At 74.3% G+C, this 17498-nt stretch carries 19 protein-coding genes; 7 read left to right on the top strand and 12 right to left on the bottom strand.

Annotation, left to right across the window (positions count from 1 at the left end; all coding sequences use genetic code 11):
• The first annotated feature begins 20 nt into the window (after nt 1-20).
• On the top strand, nt 21-1706 hold the full coding sequence (locus ACGFI8_RS13885) for a bifunctional 3'-5' exonuclease/DNA polymerase (protein WP_392804172.1): 1686 nt from the start codon (nt 21-23) through the stop codon (nt 1704-1706).
• Here the strand turns inward: ACGFI8_RS13885 and ACGFI8_RS13890 are convergent.
• A complete protein-coding gene (locus tag ACGFI8_RS13890; RefSeq protein WP_392804174.1) occupies nt 1688-2110 on the bottom strand; it encodes an NUDIX domain-containing protein in 423 nt (140 codons plus the stop codon). The two genes, ACGFI8_RS13885 and ACGFI8_RS13890, sit on opposite strands and share 19 nt — an antisense overlap.
• A 118-nt stretch (nt 2111-2228) precedes the next feature.
• On the opposite strand from ACGFI8_RS13890, the gene ACGFI8_RS13895 reads away from it, so the two are divergent.
• The 3 genes from ACGFI8_RS13895 (at nt 2229) to ACGFI8_RS13905 (ending at nt 4366) form a co-directional block, all read left to right on the top strand.
• Nucleotides 2229-2837 (top strand): NTP transferase domain-containing protein, encoded by a 609-nt coding sequence (locus ACGFI8_RS13895; protein WP_392804175.1) that lies wholly within the window; start codon nt 2229-2231, stop codon nt 2835-2837.
• Nucleotides 2838-2903: 66 nt separating this feature from the next.
• The gene (locus ACGFI8_RS13900) at nt 2904-3272 is read left to right on the top strand and encodes a hypothetical protein (protein WP_392804177.1); all 369 of its coding nucleotides are present in this window, start codon (nt 2904-2906) and stop codon (nt 3270-3272) included.
• Nucleotides 3257-4366, top strand: a complete 1110-nt coding sequence (locus ACGFI8_RS13905) for an XdhC family protein (protein ID WP_392804179.1) — start codon at nt 3257-3259, stop codon at nt 4364-4366. The genes ACGFI8_RS13900 and ACGFI8_RS13905 overlap by 16 nt, the downstream gene beginning before the upstream one ends.
• A 143-nt stretch (nt 4367-4509) precedes the next feature.
• Here ACGFI8_RS13905 and ACGFI8_RS13910 read toward each other — a convergent pair whose 3' ends face one another.
• The 4 genes from ACGFI8_RS13910 to ACGFI8_RS13925 all read right to left on the bottom strand — a co-directional run bounded on the left by ACGFI8_RS13910 (nt 4510) and on the right by ACGFI8_RS13925 (nt 7601).
• Nucleotides 4510-5109 carry a hypothetical protein gene (locus ACGFI8_RS13910; protein ID WP_392804181.1) on the bottom strand — a complete coding sequence of 200 codons (600 nt, stop codon included), beginning with the start codon at nt 5107-5109 and terminating at the stop codon, nt 4510-4512.
• A 103-nt stretch (nt 5110-5212) separates the two neighbouring features.
• On the bottom strand, nt 5213-5851 hold the full coding sequence (locus ACGFI8_RS13915; protein ID WP_392804182.1) for a nucleoside/nucleotide kinase family protein: 639 nt from the start codon (nt 5849-5851) through the stop codon (nt 5213-5215).
• A complete protein-coding gene (locus ACGFI8_RS13920; protein ID WP_392804184.1) occupies nt 5848-6636 on the bottom strand; it encodes an SDR family oxidoreductase in 789 nt (262 codons plus the stop codon). Before ACGFI8_RS13920 ends, ACGFI8_RS13915 begins: the two co-directional genes overlap by 4 nt.
• Complete coding sequence (locus tag ACGFI8_RS13925; protein WP_392805354.1) at nt 6633-7601, bottom strand: LLM class F420-dependent oxidoreductase; 969 nt, start codon at nt 7599-7601, stop codon at nt 6633-6635. The genes ACGFI8_RS13920 and ACGFI8_RS13925 overlap by 4 nt, the downstream gene beginning before the upstream one ends.
• A gap of 149 nt (nt 7602-7750) precedes the next feature.
• Here ACGFI8_RS13925 and ACGFI8_RS13930 point away from each other — a divergent pair, with 149 nt between their 5' ends.
• Complete coding sequence (locus ACGFI8_RS13930; protein WP_392804186.1) at nt 7751-7957, top strand: hypothetical protein; 207 nt, start codon at nt 7751-7753, stop codon at nt 7955-7957.
• Nucleotides 7958-8016: 59 nt separating this feature from the next.
• Here the strand turns inward: ACGFI8_RS13930 and pth2 are convergent, their stop codons facing one another.
• The 4 genes from pth2 to ACGFI8_RS13950 all read right to left on the bottom strand — a co-directional run bounded on the left by pth2 (nt 8017) and on the right by ACGFI8_RS13950 (nt 10528).
• Complete coding sequence (gene pth2, locus ACGFI8_RS13935; protein ID WP_392804188.1) at nt 8017-8379, bottom strand: peptidyl-tRNA hydrolase Pth2; 363 nt, start codon at nt 8377-8379, stop codon at nt 8017-8019.
• Between the two features lie 11 nt (nt 8380-8390).
• Complete coding sequence (locus ACGFI8_RS13940; protein ID WP_392804190.1) at nt 8391-9200, bottom strand: metal-dependent hydrolase; 810 nt, start codon at nt 9198-9200, stop codon at nt 8391-8393.
• Between the two features lie 43 nt (nt 9201-9243).
• On the bottom strand, nt 9244-9894 hold the full coding sequence (locus ACGFI8_RS13945) for an SDR family NAD(P)-dependent oxidoreductase (RefSeq protein WP_392804192.1): 651 nt from the start codon (nt 9892-9894) through the stop codon (nt 9244-9246).
• 64 nt (nt 9895-9958) lie between these two features.
• Nucleotides 9959-10528, bottom strand: a complete 570-nt coding sequence (locus ACGFI8_RS13950) for a DUF1707 domain-containing protein (RefSeq protein WP_392804194.1) — start codon at nt 10526-10528, stop codon at nt 9959-9961.
• A gap of 123 nt (nt 10529-10651) precedes the next feature.
• Between ACGFI8_RS13950 and ACGFI8_RS13955 the strand changes: the two genes are divergently transcribed.
• Together ACGFI8_RS13955 and ACGFI8_RS13960 are read left to right on the top strand one after the other, a co-directional pair.
• Complete coding sequence (locus ACGFI8_RS13955) at nt 10652-11905, top strand: sensor histidine kinase (protein WP_392804196.1); 1254 nt, start codon at nt 10652-10654, stop codon at nt 11903-11905.
• Nucleotides 11902-12567 (top strand): response regulator, encoded by a 666-nt coding sequence (locus ACGFI8_RS13960; protein ID WP_392804197.1) that lies wholly within the window; start codon nt 11902-11904, stop codon nt 12565-12567. The genes ACGFI8_RS13955 and ACGFI8_RS13960 overlap by 4 nt, the downstream gene beginning before the upstream one ends.
• An 18-nt stretch (nt 12568-12585) precedes the next feature.
• On the opposite strand, the gene ACGFI8_RS13965 is transcribed toward ACGFI8_RS13960, so the two are convergent.
• From ACGFI8_RS13965 to ACGFI8_RS13975, 3 genes are all read right to left on the bottom strand, one after another.
• Entirely contained in the window at nt 12586-14019 is a 1434-nt protein-coding gene (locus ACGFI8_RS13965) for a GH1 family beta-glucosidase (RefSeq protein ID WP_392804198.1), read from the bottom strand.
• 110 nt (nt 14020-14129) lie between these two features.
• Nucleotides 14130-16373 carry a DUF3488 and transglutaminase-like domain-containing protein gene (locus ACGFI8_RS13970; protein WP_392804199.1) on the bottom strand — a complete coding sequence of 748 codons (2244 nt, stop codon included), beginning with the start codon at nt 16371-16373 and terminating at the stop codon, nt 14130-14132.
• On the bottom strand, nt 16367-17497 hold the full coding sequence (locus tag ACGFI8_RS13975) for a DUF58 domain-containing protein (RefSeq protein WP_392804201.1): 1131 nt from the start codon (nt 17495-17497) through the stop codon (nt 16367-16369). Before ACGFI8_RS13975 ends, ACGFI8_RS13970 begins: the two co-directional genes overlap by 7 nt.
• Between the last annotated feature and the right edge of the window lies 1 nt (nt 17498).

Genomic DNA, 17498 nt, shown 5'->3' on the forward strand with positions numbered 1-17498 from the left:
GGGTGCGGTGTAATGCCCTCGTGCTCGTCGCGCTGACACCCTCCGGGGCCGGTGGTCTGCTCAGGCCGCTGGCCGACGACGGCACGCCCGCGGGGCCCGAGCGGCACGTCACCGACCTGGCGGGGGCGGTCGCGGAAGTCGAGTCACGCGACCGCCCCCGCTGGCTGTGGGCGTCGACGGCGGACATCTATCCCCGGTTGGTACGGGCGGGAGTCCGCGTCGAGCGCTGCCACGACCTCGAACTGGCCGAGGCGCTCCTGCTCGGGGCGGAGGGCGCCTGGGGCCAGCCACGGGCGCTCGCCGCGGCGAGCGCCCGCCTGGCGGGACGTCCGGTGCCGCCCGACCCGCCGGCGCGAGCGGCCGAGCCCCCCGGCCTGTCGCAGGACTCGCTCTTCGACGCGTTCGACGCACCGGCGGTACCGCTGCGCGAACTTCTCGACGTCTATGCGGCGCAACGGGCGCGGATCGAGGCGCTGCCCGAGCTGCCGTCCGCGCCCCCGCTCGCGCCCCGGGCCGGCGGCATGCGCACCCTGATCGCGGCGGAGTCCGCCGGGGCGCTGGTCGCCGTCGAGATGGGGCTGGCCGGGCTGCCCTGGCGCGCCGACGTGCACGACGCCCTGCTGCGCGAGCTGCTCGGCCCGCCGTCGCCGGTCGGCGGCCCGCCCGCTCGCCTGGCCGAGCTCGGCGCCCGGCTCAACGACGCCCTCGGCCAGCGCGTGCATCCCGACTCGCCGGCCGAGCTGCTGCGCGCCTTCGCCCGGGTCGGCATCATGCTGCGCAGCACCCGCCGCTGGGAGATCGAGCACGTCGACCACCCGGCGGTGCCGATCCTGCTGGAGTACAAGGAGCTCTACCGGCTCTGGGTCGCGCACGGCTGGTCGTGGCTGGACCAGTGGGTCACCGGCGGGCGGTTCCGCGCCGAGTACATCCCGGGCGGCGTCGTGTCCGGGCGCTGGGCCACCCGCGGCGGCGGCGCCCTGCAGATCCCGAAAGTCGTCCGCCGGGCCGTCGTCGCCGACCCCGGCTGGGCGTTCGTCGTCGCCGACGCGGGGCAGCTGGAGCCGCGCGTGCTCGCCGCCGTCTCCGCCGACCGCCGCCTGGCCCGCGCCGCCGCCGCGGGCGACCTCTACGCCAACCTCGCCGCCGAGGCGTTCGACGGCGACCGCGCCAAGGCGAAGATAGCGCTGCTCGGGGCGATGTACGGCCAGACCGGCGGCAACGCCGCGCCGGCCCTCGCCGCGCTGCGGCGCTTCTACCCGGCCGCCTGGGACCTCGTCGAGGGGGCGGCGCGCACCGGCGAGACCGGGGGACTGGTGCGCACCTGGCTGGGCCGGACCTGCCCGCCGGCCTCGGCGACCTGGCGCGAGGGGTTCGACGAGCCGGGCGCCGAGGTCGAGTCGCGCGGCGGCGCCCGGGGCCGGGCCCGCGGCCGGTTCACCCGCAACTTCGTGATCCAGGGAACCGCGGCCGAGTGGGCCCTGGTACTGCTGGCCCGCCTCCGCGCGGCGCTGGCCGGGCGCCGCGCGGAGCTGGTGTTCTTCCAGCACGACGAGGTCGTGGTGCACTGCCCGCGGCCTGAGGCCGAGGCCGTCGCCGCCGCCGTGCACGCCGCCGGCGACGAGGCACGGCGGCTGCTGTTCGGCGACACCGAGGTGCGCTTCCCCCTCGACGTGTCGATCGTGGAGCGCTACAGCGACGCGAAGTAGGCGGCCATCGCGTCGGTGTGCGTCGAGAAGCACAGCGGCCGTGGCCCGACCGAGACCTCGAACCCGAGCGACTCCTCCGTGCGGATCGACGCCGGCAGGTCGGCCAGTGGGCGCGGCGGCAGCAGACCGAACACGATCAGGTTGCCGCTGTGCACGCTCTGCACGTCGAAGAGGTGTACGTCGGCCGCGTCGGCGAGGATCGAGGTCTCCTCGCGCAGCTCCCGGGCCGCGGCCTCCTGCCACGACTCACCGAGCTCGATGAACCCGCCGGGCAGCGCCAGCTCGCCGCGCATCGGCTCGATGTCGCGGCGCACCACCACGATGCCGCGCCCCTCGTCCGTGTCGACCGGCAGCAGCACGACGGCGACCGGCAGCGGGTTGCGCCAGGTCGTCTCGCCGCACACGGCGCACACCCGCGGCCACGGCGCCCCTTGCGCATAGGCGGCGCCACAATACGAACAGTGATCATGGAGGGCCATGAGCATGCAGCCTACCGAGCGGGTACTAATCTGATCCGCGTCGGTGCTGACCCGTGGACGTAGGAGAGCCCCGCTGAGCGCGATAGTCGGACTGGTTCTCGCCGCAGGTGGTGGCCGCCGGTATGGCGGGCCCAAGGCCCTCGTGCGCCACGAGGACGGCCGCTTGCTGGTCGAACGCGCCGTCGCCACCCTACGCGACGGCGGCTGCACGCGGATCTGGGTGGTCCTGGGCGCGGAGTCCGGCCGGGTGCGCGACGAGGCGCAGCTCGCCGGCGTCGAGCTGCTGGACAACCCCATCTGGAAGAGCGGCATGGGCTCCTCGCTGCGGGTCGGCCTGGCCGCGCTGGCCGAGACCGATGCCCAGGCGGTGGCGGTGCTGCTCGTCGACACCCCCGGCATCGGCCCGGAGGCGGTCGCCCGCCTGCTGGCCGCCGCGCCCGGGGGCTCCGGGGCGCTGCTGACGGCCACGTACAAGGGCCGGCGCGGCCACCCGGTGATCCTGGGCCGCGACCACTGGCCGGGCGTGACGACCCTGGCCACGGCGGACGTCGGCGCCCGCGCCTACCTGATCGCCCACTCCGCCGAGGTGCAGGGCGTGCCGTGCGAGGACATCGCCGACGACACCGACCTGGACGTGCCGCCGGAGACCTGAGCGGCGCGCGCGTTCATGGCCCGCACGGGTTTTCCGGATCCGCCTTCGGTGGAGGATAGTGGGAGCGTGCCGGACTTCGCGTCGCCGGCCGCTGTCGCGGCGCGCCTGGCCGACGTGGGCTACCTCGCCGACGAGGAGCTCGCGATGGCGGGCTTTCTCTCGCTGCGCCTGCACCGGCCGATCTTCCTGGAGGGCGACGCCGGGGTCGGCAAGACCGCGTTCGCGGCCGCGCTCGCCGAGGCCGCCGGGGAGGAGCCCGAGCCCGACCTCTACGACCGGCGGTTCCTGCTTTCCCGGCCGCTGCTGCGGGCGATCGAGCGGGCCCCGTGCGTGCTGCTCGTCGACGAGGTCGACCGCGCCGGCGACGAGTTCGAGGCATATCCGCTGGAGCTGTCGCGCTTCGCGCATGGAGGTTCGCGGTGCGTGAGGTGTTGAGCGAGCTGCTGGGCTGGTGGCGCGCGGGAGAACCGGTCGGGATGGCCACCGTCGTGCGCACCTGGCACAGCTCGCCCCGACCGCCGGGCGCGACGATGCTGGTCGGCCCGGACGGCACCGCCGTCGGCAGCGTGTCCGGCGGCTGCGTCGAGGGCGCCGTGTACGAGCTGGCGCGCGAGGTGGTCGAGACCGGCACTCCGGTCTTGCAGCGCTACGGGGTCAGCGACGACGACGCGTTCGCCGTCGGCCTCACCTGCGGCGGCATCATCGAGCTGCTCGTCGAGCCGGTCGGCCCGGACACGTTCCCGGCGCTGGACAAGGTGGCCCACGCGATCGAGCACCGCGACCCGGTCGCCGTGGTGTCCATCGTGGAGGGTCCCGACGACCGCATCGGCCGCCGCCTCGTCGTCTGGCCCGCCTCGGTGGACGGCAGCCTCGGCTCGCCGCGGCTGGACGCCGCCGCGACCGACGACGCCCGCGGCCTGCTCGCCGCTGGGCGCACCGATGCCCTGCACTACGGCCTGGACGGGGAGCGGCGCGGGGAGAGGCTGACGCTGTTCGTCGCCTCGTACGCCCCGCCCGCGCGCATGCTCGTGTTCGGGGCCATCGACTTCGCCGCCGCGGTGGCGCGGATCGGGGGCTTCCTGGGGTACCGCGTGACGGTCTGCGACGCCCGCCCGGTCTTCGCGACGTCCAAACGCTTTCCCGGCGCCGACGAGGTGGTCGTGGACTGGCCGCACCGCTACCTGGAGGGTGAGATCGAGGCCGGCCGGGTCGACGACCGGACCGTCGTGTGCGTGCTCACCCACGACCCCAAGTTCGACGTACCGGTGCTGCGGGTCGCGCTGCGGCAGCACTTCGCTTACGTCGGCGCCATGGGCTCCCGGCGTACCCACGACGACCGCATGGCGCGGCTGCGCGAGGCCGGCGTCGGCGAGTCCGAGATCGCCCGGCTCTCCTCACCGATCGGCCTGGACCTGGGGGCGCGCACACCCGAGGAGACCGCGGTGAGCATCGCCGCCGAGATCATCGCCGGCCGCTGGGGCGGCGGGGGAGCCCGCCTAACCACCACCGCCGGCCGAATTCACCACTGATCGACCCGTGTCGGTATTTCGGTGACCAACCACACCGGCCTGTGACCGTACCGGCCTGAACACCACAACAACCAGCGGGCGCCCCGGGGAACCTCCCGGGGCGCCCGACCCATCAGCCCGACCTGGCGGGCTTCCCGTCCGGCTCAGCCCTCGGCGGCGCGGCGCCGCCCTTCCGCGAAGAACGCGCCCAGGTCCGGCAGCTCGCGCAGCGGATGAGCGGCCCCGAAGGAGACGTTCCAGAAGTCGCCCGAGCGCGGCTTCCAGGGCCCGACGTACGCGTACGGCTCGTCGATCGTCCCGTCGCCGGCCGACACCCCGAAGTTCACCTCGTTGAGCGAGATGCCGACGTCGAAGTGCTCCGGCCACAGCACCGCAACCGCGTCCCCACCCATCGCCCGCAGCGCCGCGTCCCCCGCGACGAACCCGCCGATGATCTCCGCCGCCCCGTCGAGCACGACGCGATCGCAGGGCGCGGCCCCCGACCCGTCCGGGTAGAGCTCGCGCGGCGCCCCGATCTCGACCCCGGCGTCGTCCGCCACCTCGGCGAGCGTCCGCCCGGCGAGCGGCACGCGCCGCCCCCCGACGACGAGCGAGTCGGCGGTCACCCGCAGATCGGGCGCGGCCACGGTGGCGAACCCGTCCTCGGTGATCCGAAGCCGGATCGTCCCGCTGGCGCGGTGCTGCGGCCCGGCGAGCACCAGCTCGGCCAGCCCGTGAAGGGAACGTCGAGTCTCATTGGTCACCCGACCATGCTGTCACTCAAGCTCGACGTCGACGAGATCGTGCGGCGGGGCCGCAGGCCGAATAGCCGGCGGCGCCCCCCGCCGGCGCCCGCGCGAAGCGCGCCTAGCTGCGGGACAGGATCAGGTCGGCACGGTTGCGGGTGCCGGCGATGACCTCGGCGTTGCGTTCGTCGCTGCGGTACACCCAGTCCTGCGCCTCCGGCAGGGCCAGGCCCTTCGCGAGCTGGCGGCGCACCAGCGACTCCTGCCGCACCTCGTCCGGCGCGTCGAGGTACAGCACGAGGTCCAGCAGCCCGCGCACCGAGGACCACGGGCCGTGGTCGAGCAGCAGGTAGTTGCCCTCCACCACGATCACGCGCACGTCCGAGGGCACGGGTATCACGCCGCCGATGGACTCGTGCAGGGTGCGGCTGTAGCTCGGGGCGTACACCAGGTCCTCGCCGGCGCGCAGGCGGCGCAGCAGGTGCACGAAGCCGGCCGCGTCGAAGGTCTCCGGGGCACCCTTGCGGTCGGTGAGGCCAAGGCGGTCCAGCTCGGCGTTGGACAGGTGGAAGCCGTCCATGGGCACGGCCGCACTGGACAGTCCATCGTGGACGTTCAGGGCGTCGGAGAGCGCGCTGGACAGCGTGGACTTGCCGGCCGCCGGCGGGCCGCAGATGCCGATTATGCTGCGGCCCTGGCGCCCCCGGACGAACGGCACGACCACGTCCAGGGCCGCCTGCAGCACGTCGGGGCGCCTCATGACAGGGAGTCGCGCAGCTTGCGCATGCCGGCGATCCAGCGGTCGGTGTCCGTCGCGCGGTGCAGGTAGTACCGGGCGACCTCGGGGTGCGGCAGGATCAGGAACCGTTCGGCGTCCAGGCCGGCGACGACGGCGTCGGCGACCTCGTCGGCGGACAGGACGGCGCCGCCGGCCGCGGTGACCTTCGCGCCGATGTGGCCGGCCTCGAGCCCGCCGGTGAGCATGGGGGTGTCCACGCCCTGCGGGCACAGCGCGCTGACCCGCACGCCCTGGTCGCCGTACGTGATGGACAGCCACTCGGCGAAGGAGACCGCGGCGTGCTTGGTCACCGCGTAGGGCGCGTCGCCGACGGCGGTCAGCAGGCCCGCGGCCGAGCAGGTGTGCAGCAGATATCCGGACCCCCGCTCGAGCATCGACGGCAGCACCGCCCGCGCCGAGTAGACGTGCGACAGCACGTTGACCGCCCAGGTGCGCGCCCACGTCTCGGCCGTGGCCTCAAGGCCGGTGCCGCTGATGATGCCGGCGTTGGCGCAGAACAGGTCGATGCGCTCGTAGCGCTGGAGCGTCTCCCCGACGAGCTCGGCGACCTGCTCCTCGCTGGTCACGTCGACCTCGACGCCGACGGCCTCGCCGGGCAGGCCCGCGGCAAGCGCCGCGACGGCCGCGCCGTCGAGGTCGGCCAGCACGAGCGCGGCGGCCTGCTCGGCGGCGAACCGGCGGGCCATCGCCGCGCCGATCCCGCCCGCCGCGCCGGTGATGACGACGACCTTCCCATCGAGCCTCACGACCGCGCCCCCAGCTCTCCCAGCGTCTCCAGCAGCGCGGGCGCGCCGCCGGCGATGAGCTCCCGCGTCGGCAGCAGCGCGACGACCGGCGTGGTGACCCCGGCGTCGGCGTAGCGCTGGACGTGCGCGCGGCACCGGTCGGCGCCGCCGTGGACGATGAGCGCGTCGACGACCTCGTCCGGGATCGCGGCCAGCGCGCTCTTGCGGTCGCCGGCCGCCCACGCGTCCCACATCGGCTTGAGCACCTCGCCGCGGCCCAGCCAGCGGTGGAACGCCGCGTAGGCGGGCACCGTCAGGTAGGCGGCGATGAGCCGGCGCCCGGTCGCGCGGGCCTCCTCGGCGTCGGCCGTGGGGCACACGAAGATGCGCGCCGCCACCTCGAAGCCCTCGGGCGCGGCGGTCAGCTCGGCCCGCGCGGTCGCCACGTCCTCGACCGACAGCCAGTTGAGGATCGCGCCGTCGGCCTCCGCCGCCGCCAGGCGCAGCATCCGGCCTCGAAGACCCGCCAACAGCAGCTTCGGCGGCAGCTCGGGAGCCCGCTCGAGCCGGAACCGCCGCACGGTGAACGTGTCGAAGTCCCCGTCGACGAGTTCGCCCGCGAGCGCGCGGCGCAGGAAGCGCAGGACGTCCCGGCTGCGCTCGTACGGCCGGTCGAACGGCACCGCGTTCCAGTCGCCGACCACGACCGGCGAGGAGGCCCCGATACCGAGGGCGAACCGCCCCGGCGCGGCCTCGGCGAGGGCGGCCGCCTGCATCGCCAGCAGGCCGGGGCCACGGGTGAAAACGGGGACGATCGCGGTGCCCAGCCGAAGTGCCGGGGACCAGACCGAGGCGAGCGCCAGCGGGGTGAACGCGTCGGTTCCGGCGACCTCCGAGGACCAGACGTCCGTGTAGCCGAGATCCGGTAGCTTGGACAGCAACGCTGCGTGGTCGGGCAGCGGGATCCCGGTGAGAGGGATCGTCAGCCCCCATTGGCCGTTCATCAGCCGATCATCTCCGCGACACGGCCGATGTGGCAAGCGCAACGGTCCACCCGTCCGCAAGCTCTCACGTTGCAGGCTGTAGATGTGCGACGTAGCCTGGCGCGGGTTTTCACCGACAGAAGGAGCGCGACATGCTTGGTCTGGAAAAGAAGCTGATGAAGGAGTGGGAAGGCAAGAGCGCGCAGGAGCTCGCCGACGCCCCCGTCACCGCGATCGCCGGCGTCAGCGAGGGCGACGCCGAGAAGCTGCTGGCCGCCTTCAACATCAAGACGGTCCGCGACCTGGGCACCAACAAGTACTTCCGCTGGGCGCAGGGCATCGTCACGCTCGCCGACTGATCGTCGCGCCGCACACGACGGTCGCTCCCGCTTCGGGGGCGACCGTTTCGCTTTCCTTATTACAGCAGCGACAGCCCGCCGGTCACCGGGTGCAGCGCGTCGCCGCGGGCCGGGCCGATCGCGCAGCAGGTCGGGGTGCCGGCAGCGACCTGGGTGCGCCCGGCGTCGTGGATCACCTCGACCGGCAGCCCGGCCTCCTCGGCGGCCCCGACGACGAGCCCGAGCGTGTCCTCGTCGGGCACCTTGAGCACCACCTTCGGCTGCCCGGCCCGCCACCAGTCGGCGAATGCCGCCGTGCCCTGGTTGCGCATCGCCGCGGCGACCGCGGCGTGCGCCGCCTGCGCGGCGATCTTGCCCTTCCCCATCCCGAGGTCGGTCCGCATCACGATGATGAGTCTGAACTCACCGAGGGTCGCGCTCACGGCTGACGACGCTACAGCGCGATGTTGAACCGCTGGATGAGGATCGGGACGAGCAGGACCGCGCCGGCGAAGATGGCGACCGTGGCGAACACGGTGCGCAGGAACACCGTCTCGGTCTTGTCACCGGCGGTGAGGGCGATCGAGTGCGGCAGGCCGATGCAGCGCCACATCCGGCGGCCGGTCGGTATCGGCCAGAGGATCGGCGAGCCGTGCCGGGTGATCATGTCGCCGAGCAGGTGGACCAGGCCGCCGACGCCGACCGCCACGCCGAGCAGGGGATAGCCGCGGTCACCGGGGAGCCGCTCGTACACCAGGAACGCCGCGCCGGCGGCGGCGAGGGTGACGATGACCCAGCCGGCGCGCTCGGCCCACTTCTCGAACAGGCCGCGCAGCGCGAGCGCGAACGAAAGGAAGAGCACGCCCATGACGGCCCACTTGCCGTAGGCGTTGCACAGGGCGAGGGTGCCGTACCCGACGCCGACGTTGAACACGATCGTGTGCGTGAGCGTGCGGTGGCCGTTGCGCCGGGGTGGGTCGTACTTCATGCGGGTCAGCTTGTAGACGCCGAGCGAGAACTTCTCGATGCACTCGGCGAGGAACAGCGAGAGCACGCCGAACGTGTGCGCCACGGTCGCCCCGCCCTGGTTCCGGGTGACCCGGCCGGAGAGGTCCAGGTCGGGCAGCAGGGCGCCACCGGCGCAGATCGCGGTGCCGACGGCGAGTTGCAGCGGCGTCTGGTGGAAGCCCGCGAACTGGTCCAGCGCGAGCGATCCTGTCAACCAGACGGCCGCTCCGGAGAGCGCATGCGACGAGCCCATCATGGCACCTGACTATCCCAGGTGGACGGTCATTCGTACATAGGATCTACAGTCGCATCAATGTACCCGCAACGTCGAGTGTCGTTGCCGTCATGCTCGCCGCGGCGTCCGAGGCCAGGTAGAGGGCCGCGAAGGCGGCGTCGTCCACGGTCGACTCGCGCGGTGTCCAGGACACGACATTCGCCCGCACGCCCGCGTCGGCGACCAGCCGGGCGTAGTGCCGGGTGAGCGCGGTCACCCCGCCGCCGACCGCGTTCGTCGCCGGGTCGGGGCCACAGGGCGCGAGCGTCACCACGGCGCCGCCACCGGCCTCGGCCATGCCCGGCAGGAACGCCTGCAGCGCCTGGAAGGTCGCCGTCAGTCCACTGTCGACGGTCTGCTGCCAGCCGCCGCCGGACGGCGAGGGGCACGGCAGCACGAACAGCAGGTCCGGCCGGCCGAGCTCGGCGAGCACGCCGAGCCGCACCGCGTCCATCGCGGCCGCTCCGGCGCCCTCGGCCAGGATGCCGACCGCCTCCGCGCCGCCCCAGCGCAGCTCGTCCACGAGGTCGGCGAGCCGGGCCTCGTCCGGGCCGACGACGGCGACCCGCGCGCCGCGTTCGGCGAGCATCCGGGACACCGCCGCGGACACCCCATCCGGCCCGCCGAGCACCACGGCGACCCGGCCCTTCAATTCGAAGTACGACGATCCGAGCACTGCTTGCCACCTTCCTCTCGTCGGCGGGGGCCGCCGCGAACCGTGCGGCGGCCCCCGATCGGTGTCAGCGGGTCCAGCCCTGCCGGTCCGACGCGGCCCCCCACGGTCCGCGCCCCCAGCCCTGGTGCGCCGCGTGCCCCCACGGGCGGGCGCCCCAGCGCGGGTGGTGCCCGCCGTACGCCCGCCAGCGCGCATGCCTGGCCAGGCCGAACACCATGAAGAAGAGCGGGATTGCCGGCCAGAAGAAGTGCGCACCGGACAACACCCACAGCCCCGTCAGCGCCGCCGCGACGACGGTCACGAAGCCGGCGTGGCCCCACAGGTGCCGGCGTCCGTCCCGGGCGAACTGCTCCTTGGCCTCCGGCGTCTGGTAGAGCCCGCGCCGCCCGCCCTCGGGCAGGTCGGCGGTGAGCGGCGGCAGTTCGTCGCGGAACTTCGCGGCGTAAACCCCGCTGAGCCGCTCCTCCCCCTCTTCGAGCGTGAGCCGGCCCTCGGTCATGCCGGCCCGCACCATGTTGGCGTACTGTTCGCGCTCCTCGTCCGAGGCGCGCACCCGTTCGCCGACCATGTTCTCGGCCCCCTTCCGGTTGTTGGACTCCAGGGTGCCGGTCCGCGGCGCCCGGGCGCGTCGCACCGGCGTCGGCTCGTGCGCTACCTCCGGCGGCGCAGCCGTGCCCGGCGTGTACTCCCGCGGGAGTACACGCCGGCGCGCCGGCAAGGCGATGCCCCTGGTGGGCGCCTCCACTACGTTTGTGCTGTGAGACGACCGCCGTGGGCCGACGAGCGCCGCGCCGAGCGCCTGGAGCGCAAGTTCCAGCGCTTCGAGCAGCGGCTCGAGGGGCGGCGCGCGCGGCGCTGGCGGGGGCCGCACCCGGTGCCGTTCGCGGTGTTCATCGCGCTCCTGCAGGTCTTCGGCACCCGCGCCGCGGCCTACGGCAGCACCGCCCACGAGCTGGACCAGACCGGCTATCTGCTGCTGATCGCCGCCCCGGCGGCACTGGTACTGCGCCACAAGCTGCCCCTGCTCACGCTCGCCGGGGCGCTGACCGCCACGGTCGCCTACTTCGCGCAGCTGTACCCCAACGGGCCGGGCTTCATCGCCGCGATCGTCGCCGTCTTCACCGCACTGTCGGCGGGCTTCCGCTGGCTGACCTGGATCGCCGTGGTCGCCGCCTACAGCGCGTACGTCGTGCTGGTGCTGCCGCACGCCTCCGTCGGGCGGCTCGTCGCCATCGGCGTGTGGTGCGTCATCATCGCGTTCTTCGGCGAGGCGGCCCGGGTGCGCGGCATGCGGTACGCCCAGATGGCCCGCGACCGCGCGCACCAGGAGGCGCTCGCCCGGGCGGAGGAGGAGAAGGCCCGCAAGGAGCAGCAGCGCCGCCAGGCCAGCGACGAGCGGCTGCTCATCGCCCGGGAGCTGCACGACGTCATCGGCCACCACCTGTCGCTCATCAACGTCCAGGCCGGCGTCGGGCTGCACCTGATGGACGAGCAGCCCGAGCAGGCCCGGGTGGCGCTCACCGCGATCAAGCACGCCAGCGCCGAGGCGCTCAAGGAGACCCGGGCGGTGCTCGCCGGGCTCAACCCGGGCGAGGCGGCGCCGCGCACCCCGGCACCCGGCCTGGCCGACCTGGAGCGGCTGGCCGGCGAGGCCCGCGGCGCGGGGCTGCCGGTCACGCTCGACACCGTCGGCGAGCCCCGGGCGCTGCCGCCGCAGGTGGACCGGGCGGCGTACCGCATCGTCCAGGAGGCCCTCACGAACGTCCGCCGCCACGCCGGCCCGGACGCCACGGCGACGGTCGTCGTCGGCTACGGCCCGGCCGAGCTCACCCTGGTCGTCACCGACGACGGCGCGGGCGCGGCGGCGGGGGCCGGCCAGGCGGGCAACGGCATCGCCGGCATGCGCCACCGCGCCGCCACATTCGGCGGCACCGTCGAGGCCGGCCCGCGCGAGGCCGGCGGCTTCGAGGTCCGCGCCACGATCCCCCTGCGTGAGGAAGACAAACCGTGATCAAGGTCCTGCTGGCCGACGACCAGGCGCTGGTGCGGGCGGGCTTCCGCGCGCTGCTGGACGCCCAGTCCGACATCGAAGTGGTCGGCGAGGCGGCCGACGGCGCGGAGGCGGTACGCCTGGCGGTGCGGACCCGCCCCGACGTCGTCCTCATGGACATCCGCATGCCGGTCCTCGACGGCCTGGAGGCGACCCGGCAGATCGCCGCGGACGCCAGCCTCGCTGACGTGCGCATCGTCATCCTGACCACGTTCGACCTCGACGAGTACGTCTTCGAGGCGCTCCGCGTCGGCGCCAGCGGCTTCCTGGTCAAGGACACCGAGCCGGTCGACCTGCTGCGCGGCGTGCGCGCGGTCGCGGCCGGCGACGCGCTGCTGTCGCCGGGCGTGACCCGCCGGCTCATCGAGGAGTTCGCGAGCCGCTCCCGCGCGCCGCTCGCCCCGATGTCGCTGGACACCCTCACCGACCGCGAGCGCGAGGTGATGGCCCTGGTCGGCGCCGGCCTGTCCAACGAGGACATCGCGGCGAAGCTCTACGTCAGCCCGGCCACCGCGAAGACCCACGTCAGCCGGGCCATGATCAAGCTCGGCGCTCGCGACCGTGCCCAACTCGTCGTCTTCGCCTACGAGGCCGGCCTGGTCCGCCCCGGCTGGCTGGGCTGAACCGTCACTCCGAACCGGTCACGGCTGCACGCCGTTGCGGGCGATGACGCCGCGGTACCACTCCGCGCTCGCCTTGCGCCGCCGGTCCCGGGTCTGCGGGTCGACCCGGATCAGGCCCCATCGCTGGGAGTACCCCTCGGCCCACTCGAAGTTGTCCAGCAGCGACCAGACGTGGAAGCCCTCCAGCCGCACCCCCGCGCCGATGGCCCGGTGCGCGGCGGCGAGGTGGTCGCGCAGGAACGCGATGCGGTCGTCGTCCTGGACGTCGTTGGTGGTCGGCATGCCGTTCTCGGTGACGGTCAGCGGGATGTCGCCGTAGTCGCGCTTGACGCGGGTCAGGATGTCGTACAGTCCGTCGGGGTACACCTCCAGCCAGCTCGCCTGGGTCGTGGGGTGCTTGACCACGCGCCCGCCCTGCGCGGTGACGTGGATCGGGTTGTAGTACTGGACCCCGAGCAGGTCGGAGCGCTCGCCGATGAGCGCCGCGTCGCCGTCGCGGATGGCCGCGCGCACGGGCGCGCCGGCGGGCTGGGCGGCGAGCCAGTCCTCGGGATAGCGACCCAGCAGCACGGGGTCGAGCCACCGCCGGTTCTCCTCGCCGTCCACGATCTTCGCCTGCCGAGCGGCCGCGGCCGAATTGTCGGCCGGGTACACCGGCGACAGGTTGAGCGCCGCGCCGATCCGTCCCTTTCGATTGGTACCGCGAAACGCCCGCACCGCCAGCCCGTGCCCGAGCAGCAGGTGGTGCCCGGCCACGTCGGCCGCCCGCCGGTCCCGCTTGCCCGGCGCGTGCACCCCGGTGGTGTACCCGAGCAGGACGACGGTCTTCGGCTCGTTGAGCGTGAGCCAGGTCGCCACCTTGTCCCCGAGCGAGTAGAACATCTGCTGCGCGTAGTCGGCGAACCACTGCGCACAGTCGCGCTGCTCCCACCCGCCCTTGTCCTGCAACGCCTGCGGCGTGTCCCAGTGGAACAGCGTCGCTACGGGCGTGATCCCGCGCGCCAGCAGCCCGTCGACGAGCCGGTGGTAGAAGTCCAGCCCCTTGGCGTTGAGCGCCCCGCGCCCGTCCGGCAGCACCCGCGACCAGGAGATCGAGAAGCGGTAGCTCCTGAGCCCGAGGTCCTTCATGAGATCGAGGTCCTCGTACACGCGGTGGTAGTGATCGGCGGCCACGTCCCCGGTGTCCCCGCCGCGGGTCCGCCCCGCCTGGTGACTGAACGTGTCCCAGACCGACGGCCCCCGCCCGTCCTCGGCCGCCGCTCCCTCGACCTGGTACGCCGACGTGGACGCCCCCCACGCGAACCCCTGCGGAAACGCGAGCCCGCCGGGCCCGAGCGTGGGCGCCGGACTGGCCGCCGGTCCGCTCTCGGCACGCGGCGGAGGGTCATCCGGCCGGCAGCCGGCGGCGACCGCCCCGACGGCGGCGAGGGTGAGCACGTGGCGCCGTCGCATGCACAAAACCGTAGAGGGTGCGCGCCATTCCTGGCATCTCGACCAGCCGATCGAAGCCGGCGTTGCTCGGCGACACGACCTCGGCCGTGAGCGTTCGGCCGGGTTCGGGCTCAGCGGCGGCGCTGCCAATGCAGTGGGCGGGGGTCGAAGGTCCACAGCAGGCGGCGCCACCACGGGCGGCGCGACCGGAGGTCCTCCACGTAGGCGGCGGCCTGGGCGGTGGCGCGGGCGGCCTGGGGCTCGCCCGGGCCGGCGGCGGGGGTCGCGAAGGCCACCGCGTTGACGAGTTCGGCCAGGTCGTCGATCGGGGGCGCGGCCGGGCGCAGGAGGCGCGGCGCGGCGTGGGCCCGGTGCTGCGCGGCCGTCGCGGCGTGGTGGGCGATCTCGCCGGCCGTGAGGTGTGCCGGCGCGGGGCGGCCCGCCTGGCGCAGGCCGATGAGCACCTCGTTCCAGGCGGCATCGATGCGCGCCGACGGGGGCCCCTCCGCCAGGCGCCGGCGGCGGCGGTTGCGCAGCACCAGCGGTACCGCCGCGAAATAACCGGCCACGAGCAGCAACGCGGCCGCGGCGGCCGAGGTGGCGATCAGCGGGCCGGCCCCGGAGCCGGCCGGGGCCGCGGCGGCCGAGGGGGAGCCCGAGCGGGCCGGAGGGGCGCTCGCGGTGACGGACGGCGGCGGCACCGACTGGGGCGGTGGCTGCGACGGCGGCGCCTTCGGGCGGAAGTCGTCCTCGACCGGGCGCTGCACGGTGTCGGACTTGGGCAGCGGGTCGAACGCGACCCAGCCGAAGCCCTTGAACTGGATCTCCGGCCAGGCGACGGCATCGGCGCCGCGGACCGCCTTGTCGTTCTTGTGCGTCTGGAAGCCCACGACCACGCGGGTGGGCAGGCCGGCCAGCCGGGCCAGGACCGCGAAGGCGGCGGTGAACTGCTCGGACGTCCCCCTCTGCCCGCCGAGCTGCTTGCTGCCGAACAGGAAGTGCTCGACGTTGGGGTACGCGTGGCCGCTCGGCGCGTCGGAGACGAGCTTGTAGTGCTCCTCCAGCCACTGCTGGATGGCGAACGCACGCTGGTACGGATTGGAGACGCCCTCGCCGAGGTGCGCGGAGAGCTGGGCGATCGAGTCGGGGACCTTGCCGGGCAGGGCCAGGAAGCGGGCCGCCTCCTCGGGGGCGGGCACGTCGGCGACGAACAGCGCCTGGTCGTCGGGGCGCGGCCGCTGGCGCGACGTGACCGTGTATGTCAGGCCCTCGCGCAGGCTGTCGGTGAGCGCGATCGTGCCGGTGTCGGCGTCGTAGGCGACCCGGACGCCGTCGACGCGCTGCGGGGTCGCGACGCCGGGCAGGAGGCGGCCGTCGAGCTCGTCGATCGTGATCGTCTGCGTGACCTCGGGGCCGTCGCCCTCGGGGCGGCCGAGGACGCGGCCGGCGTTGCGATAGACCGAGCCGATCCGCCAGGTGATGCCGTCGTAGTCGTTGAGCACGGCGAGGCGGATCGGCGGCTCCTGCTGGGCGCCGGGGCCGGGGGCGACGACCGCGTCGAAGAGGTGCTGGCCCTTGTTGAGGTTCCAGCCGGACAGGCGCACGAGCGGGTTCTCGTCGAGCGCGTCCAGCTGCGGCGGGGTGACGTAGTTGCGCGGGTCGACCGGGGTGTCGTTGCCCTGGCCGGCGACGGCCGGGCCGAGGAACTGGGAGAGCAGGACGACGACGGCGAGGCCGGCCGCCGCGCCGGCACCCAGCCGGACGCCGATCGTTCGTTGCTGCGTCTTCGTCAGGACGTTGGACGAAAAATCCGGGCGGGCACTCGCGATCAGGCCGAGTGCGGCGAGCGCGGCGTAGGCCAGCGGGATCCACGTCGTGGCGCGCGCCGCCGTGGTGTCGGGGCCGACGAGGTACAGCGCGCCGCCGTACAGCAGCGTCGGCGCGGCGTAGGACAGCAGCACCCGGCCGTAGCGCACGCCGACCTCGGCCGCGGCGAGCCCGGCGAGCCAGGTGGCGATGACCGGCAGCAGGACCGTGTCGGGCTGCGGCTCGATCGGGATCAGCGCGGTGAGCAGCCGCGGAATGCTGTTGCGCAGCGCCTCCCGGGCGATGTCGGGCACCGCACCCGGGATCTGCCCGGCCTGCGCGGAGACGCGCACGGCGACGAACGTCATCACGGCCAGGCCGAGCACCGAGGCGGGCGCCGCCGTCCAGGCCGGCAGCCGGCGGACCGCGACGCTGATGAGCACGGAGGCCGCCGCGGCGACGGTGGTGAGCAGCGGCAGCAGGGTGCCGTTGTAGATCGGGGCGAGCGAGAGCCCGGCCAGGACGAGCATGCCGAGCAGCGACGCCGGCACGAGCAGACGGCTCACCATGCCTGCACCCCGTCCCACGCGGCGGCGAACTCGGCGCCGTCGCGCACGGCGAGGACGACGACGCGCTCCAGCGCCGGGCGGGCGTCGCCGAACACGCCCGCGACCAGGGTGGGGTACGCGGCGCGCAGGGTGCTGACCCGGGACAGGTCGGGGTCGCCGCTGAGGTAGACGAGGGTGTCCCCGAGGCGCTGGGTGCGCAGCGCCGCGATGGAGCTTTCCGGCATTTCCGATTTTTCCGAAATTTCGGCCTCGGCCAGCAGGTCCAGGTAGTCGCGGGTGGTGTTTCCGGAGGCCCCCTCGACCTGCCGCCCGCCCGACAGCAGCCGCAGCGCGATCGGCAGCTCCTCGCGGAAGGCGGCCATCACCAGCGACGCCGCCGCCTCGCACGCGGACTCGAACAGCTCCGGGTCGGCGTAGGAGGCGCGGCGGTCGTCCAGGAGCACGACCAGGCGCGGCAGGCTGGTGTCCAGCTGCTCGCGCACCATCAGCTCGCCGACCCGGGCCGACGTGCGCCAGTGCACCCGCCGCAGCTCGTCCCCGACGACATACTCCCGCAGCGTGTCGAACGTGATCGTGCCGTGCGGCACCCGGTCGTCGCGCCCGTCCAGGGAGCGCGTGACACCCGTCGGCACCGCGGCGAGCCGGTGCACCCGCGGATAGACCCACACCTGCGCCGTCCCGCCGTAGCCGCGGGCGAGCGACAGCAGGCCGAGCGGGTCGCGGCGCACCACGCGCAGCGGGCCGATCGGCACCACGCCGCGGCGGGCGGTCGGCACCGGATACTGCGCCGTCGTCTCGCCCCCGGCCTTGAGGCGCAGCAGCGGTACCGGCACGGACGTCTCCCCGCAGCGGTCGTGCGCGACCAGGGTGGCGCCGCGCAGCCGGCTGGTGTTGCCGACCCGCAGCGTGACCGTGCTCGACTCGCCGCGCATGACCCGGTCCGGCTCGACGCCGCGGGAGACGGTCAGCCGGGGGCGCCACCAGACGTATGCGGCGGCGAACACGAGCGCGGCGACGGCGGCCGTGCCGAGCACGACGAGACTGGGGTAGCCGAAGACCAGCCCGACGCCGAGCAGCACCGCGGCCGCCGCGCACAGCCCGGCCCCGCGGGCGGTGACGCGCATC

The organism is Dactylosporangium sp. NPDC048998, from assembly GCF_043197855.1.
Classification (GTDB): Bacteria; Actinomycetota; Actinomycetes; order Mycobacteriales; family Micromonosporaceae; genus Dactylosporangium.

Coding starts and splice junctions, on each gene's coding strand:
- ACGFI8_RS13915 (WP_392804182.1), bottom strand. CDS start 5,851: ATGAGGCGCCCCGACGTGCTGCAGGCGGCCCTGGACGTGGTCGTGCCG.
- ACGFI8_RS13930 (WP_392804186.1), top strand. CDS start 7,751: ATGCTTGGTCTGGAAAAGAAGCTGATGAAGGAGTGGGAAGGCAAGAGC.
- ACGFI8_RS13940 (WP_392804190.1), bottom strand. CDS start 9,200: ATGATGGGCTCGTCGCATGCGCTCTCCGGAGCGGCCGTCTGGTTGACA.
- ACGFI8_RS13965 (WP_392804198.1), bottom strand. CDS start 14,019: ATGCGACGGCGCCACGTGCTCACCCTCGCCGCCGTCGGGGCGGTCGCC.
- ACGFI8_RS13970 (WP_392804199.1), bottom strand. CDS start 16,373: ATGGTGAGCCGTCTGCTCGTGCCGGCGTCGCTGCTCGGCATGCTCGTC.
- ACGFI8_RS13975 (WP_392804201.1), bottom strand. CDS start 17,497: ATGCGCGTCACCGCCCGCGGGGCCGGGCTGTGCGCGGCGGCCGCGGTG.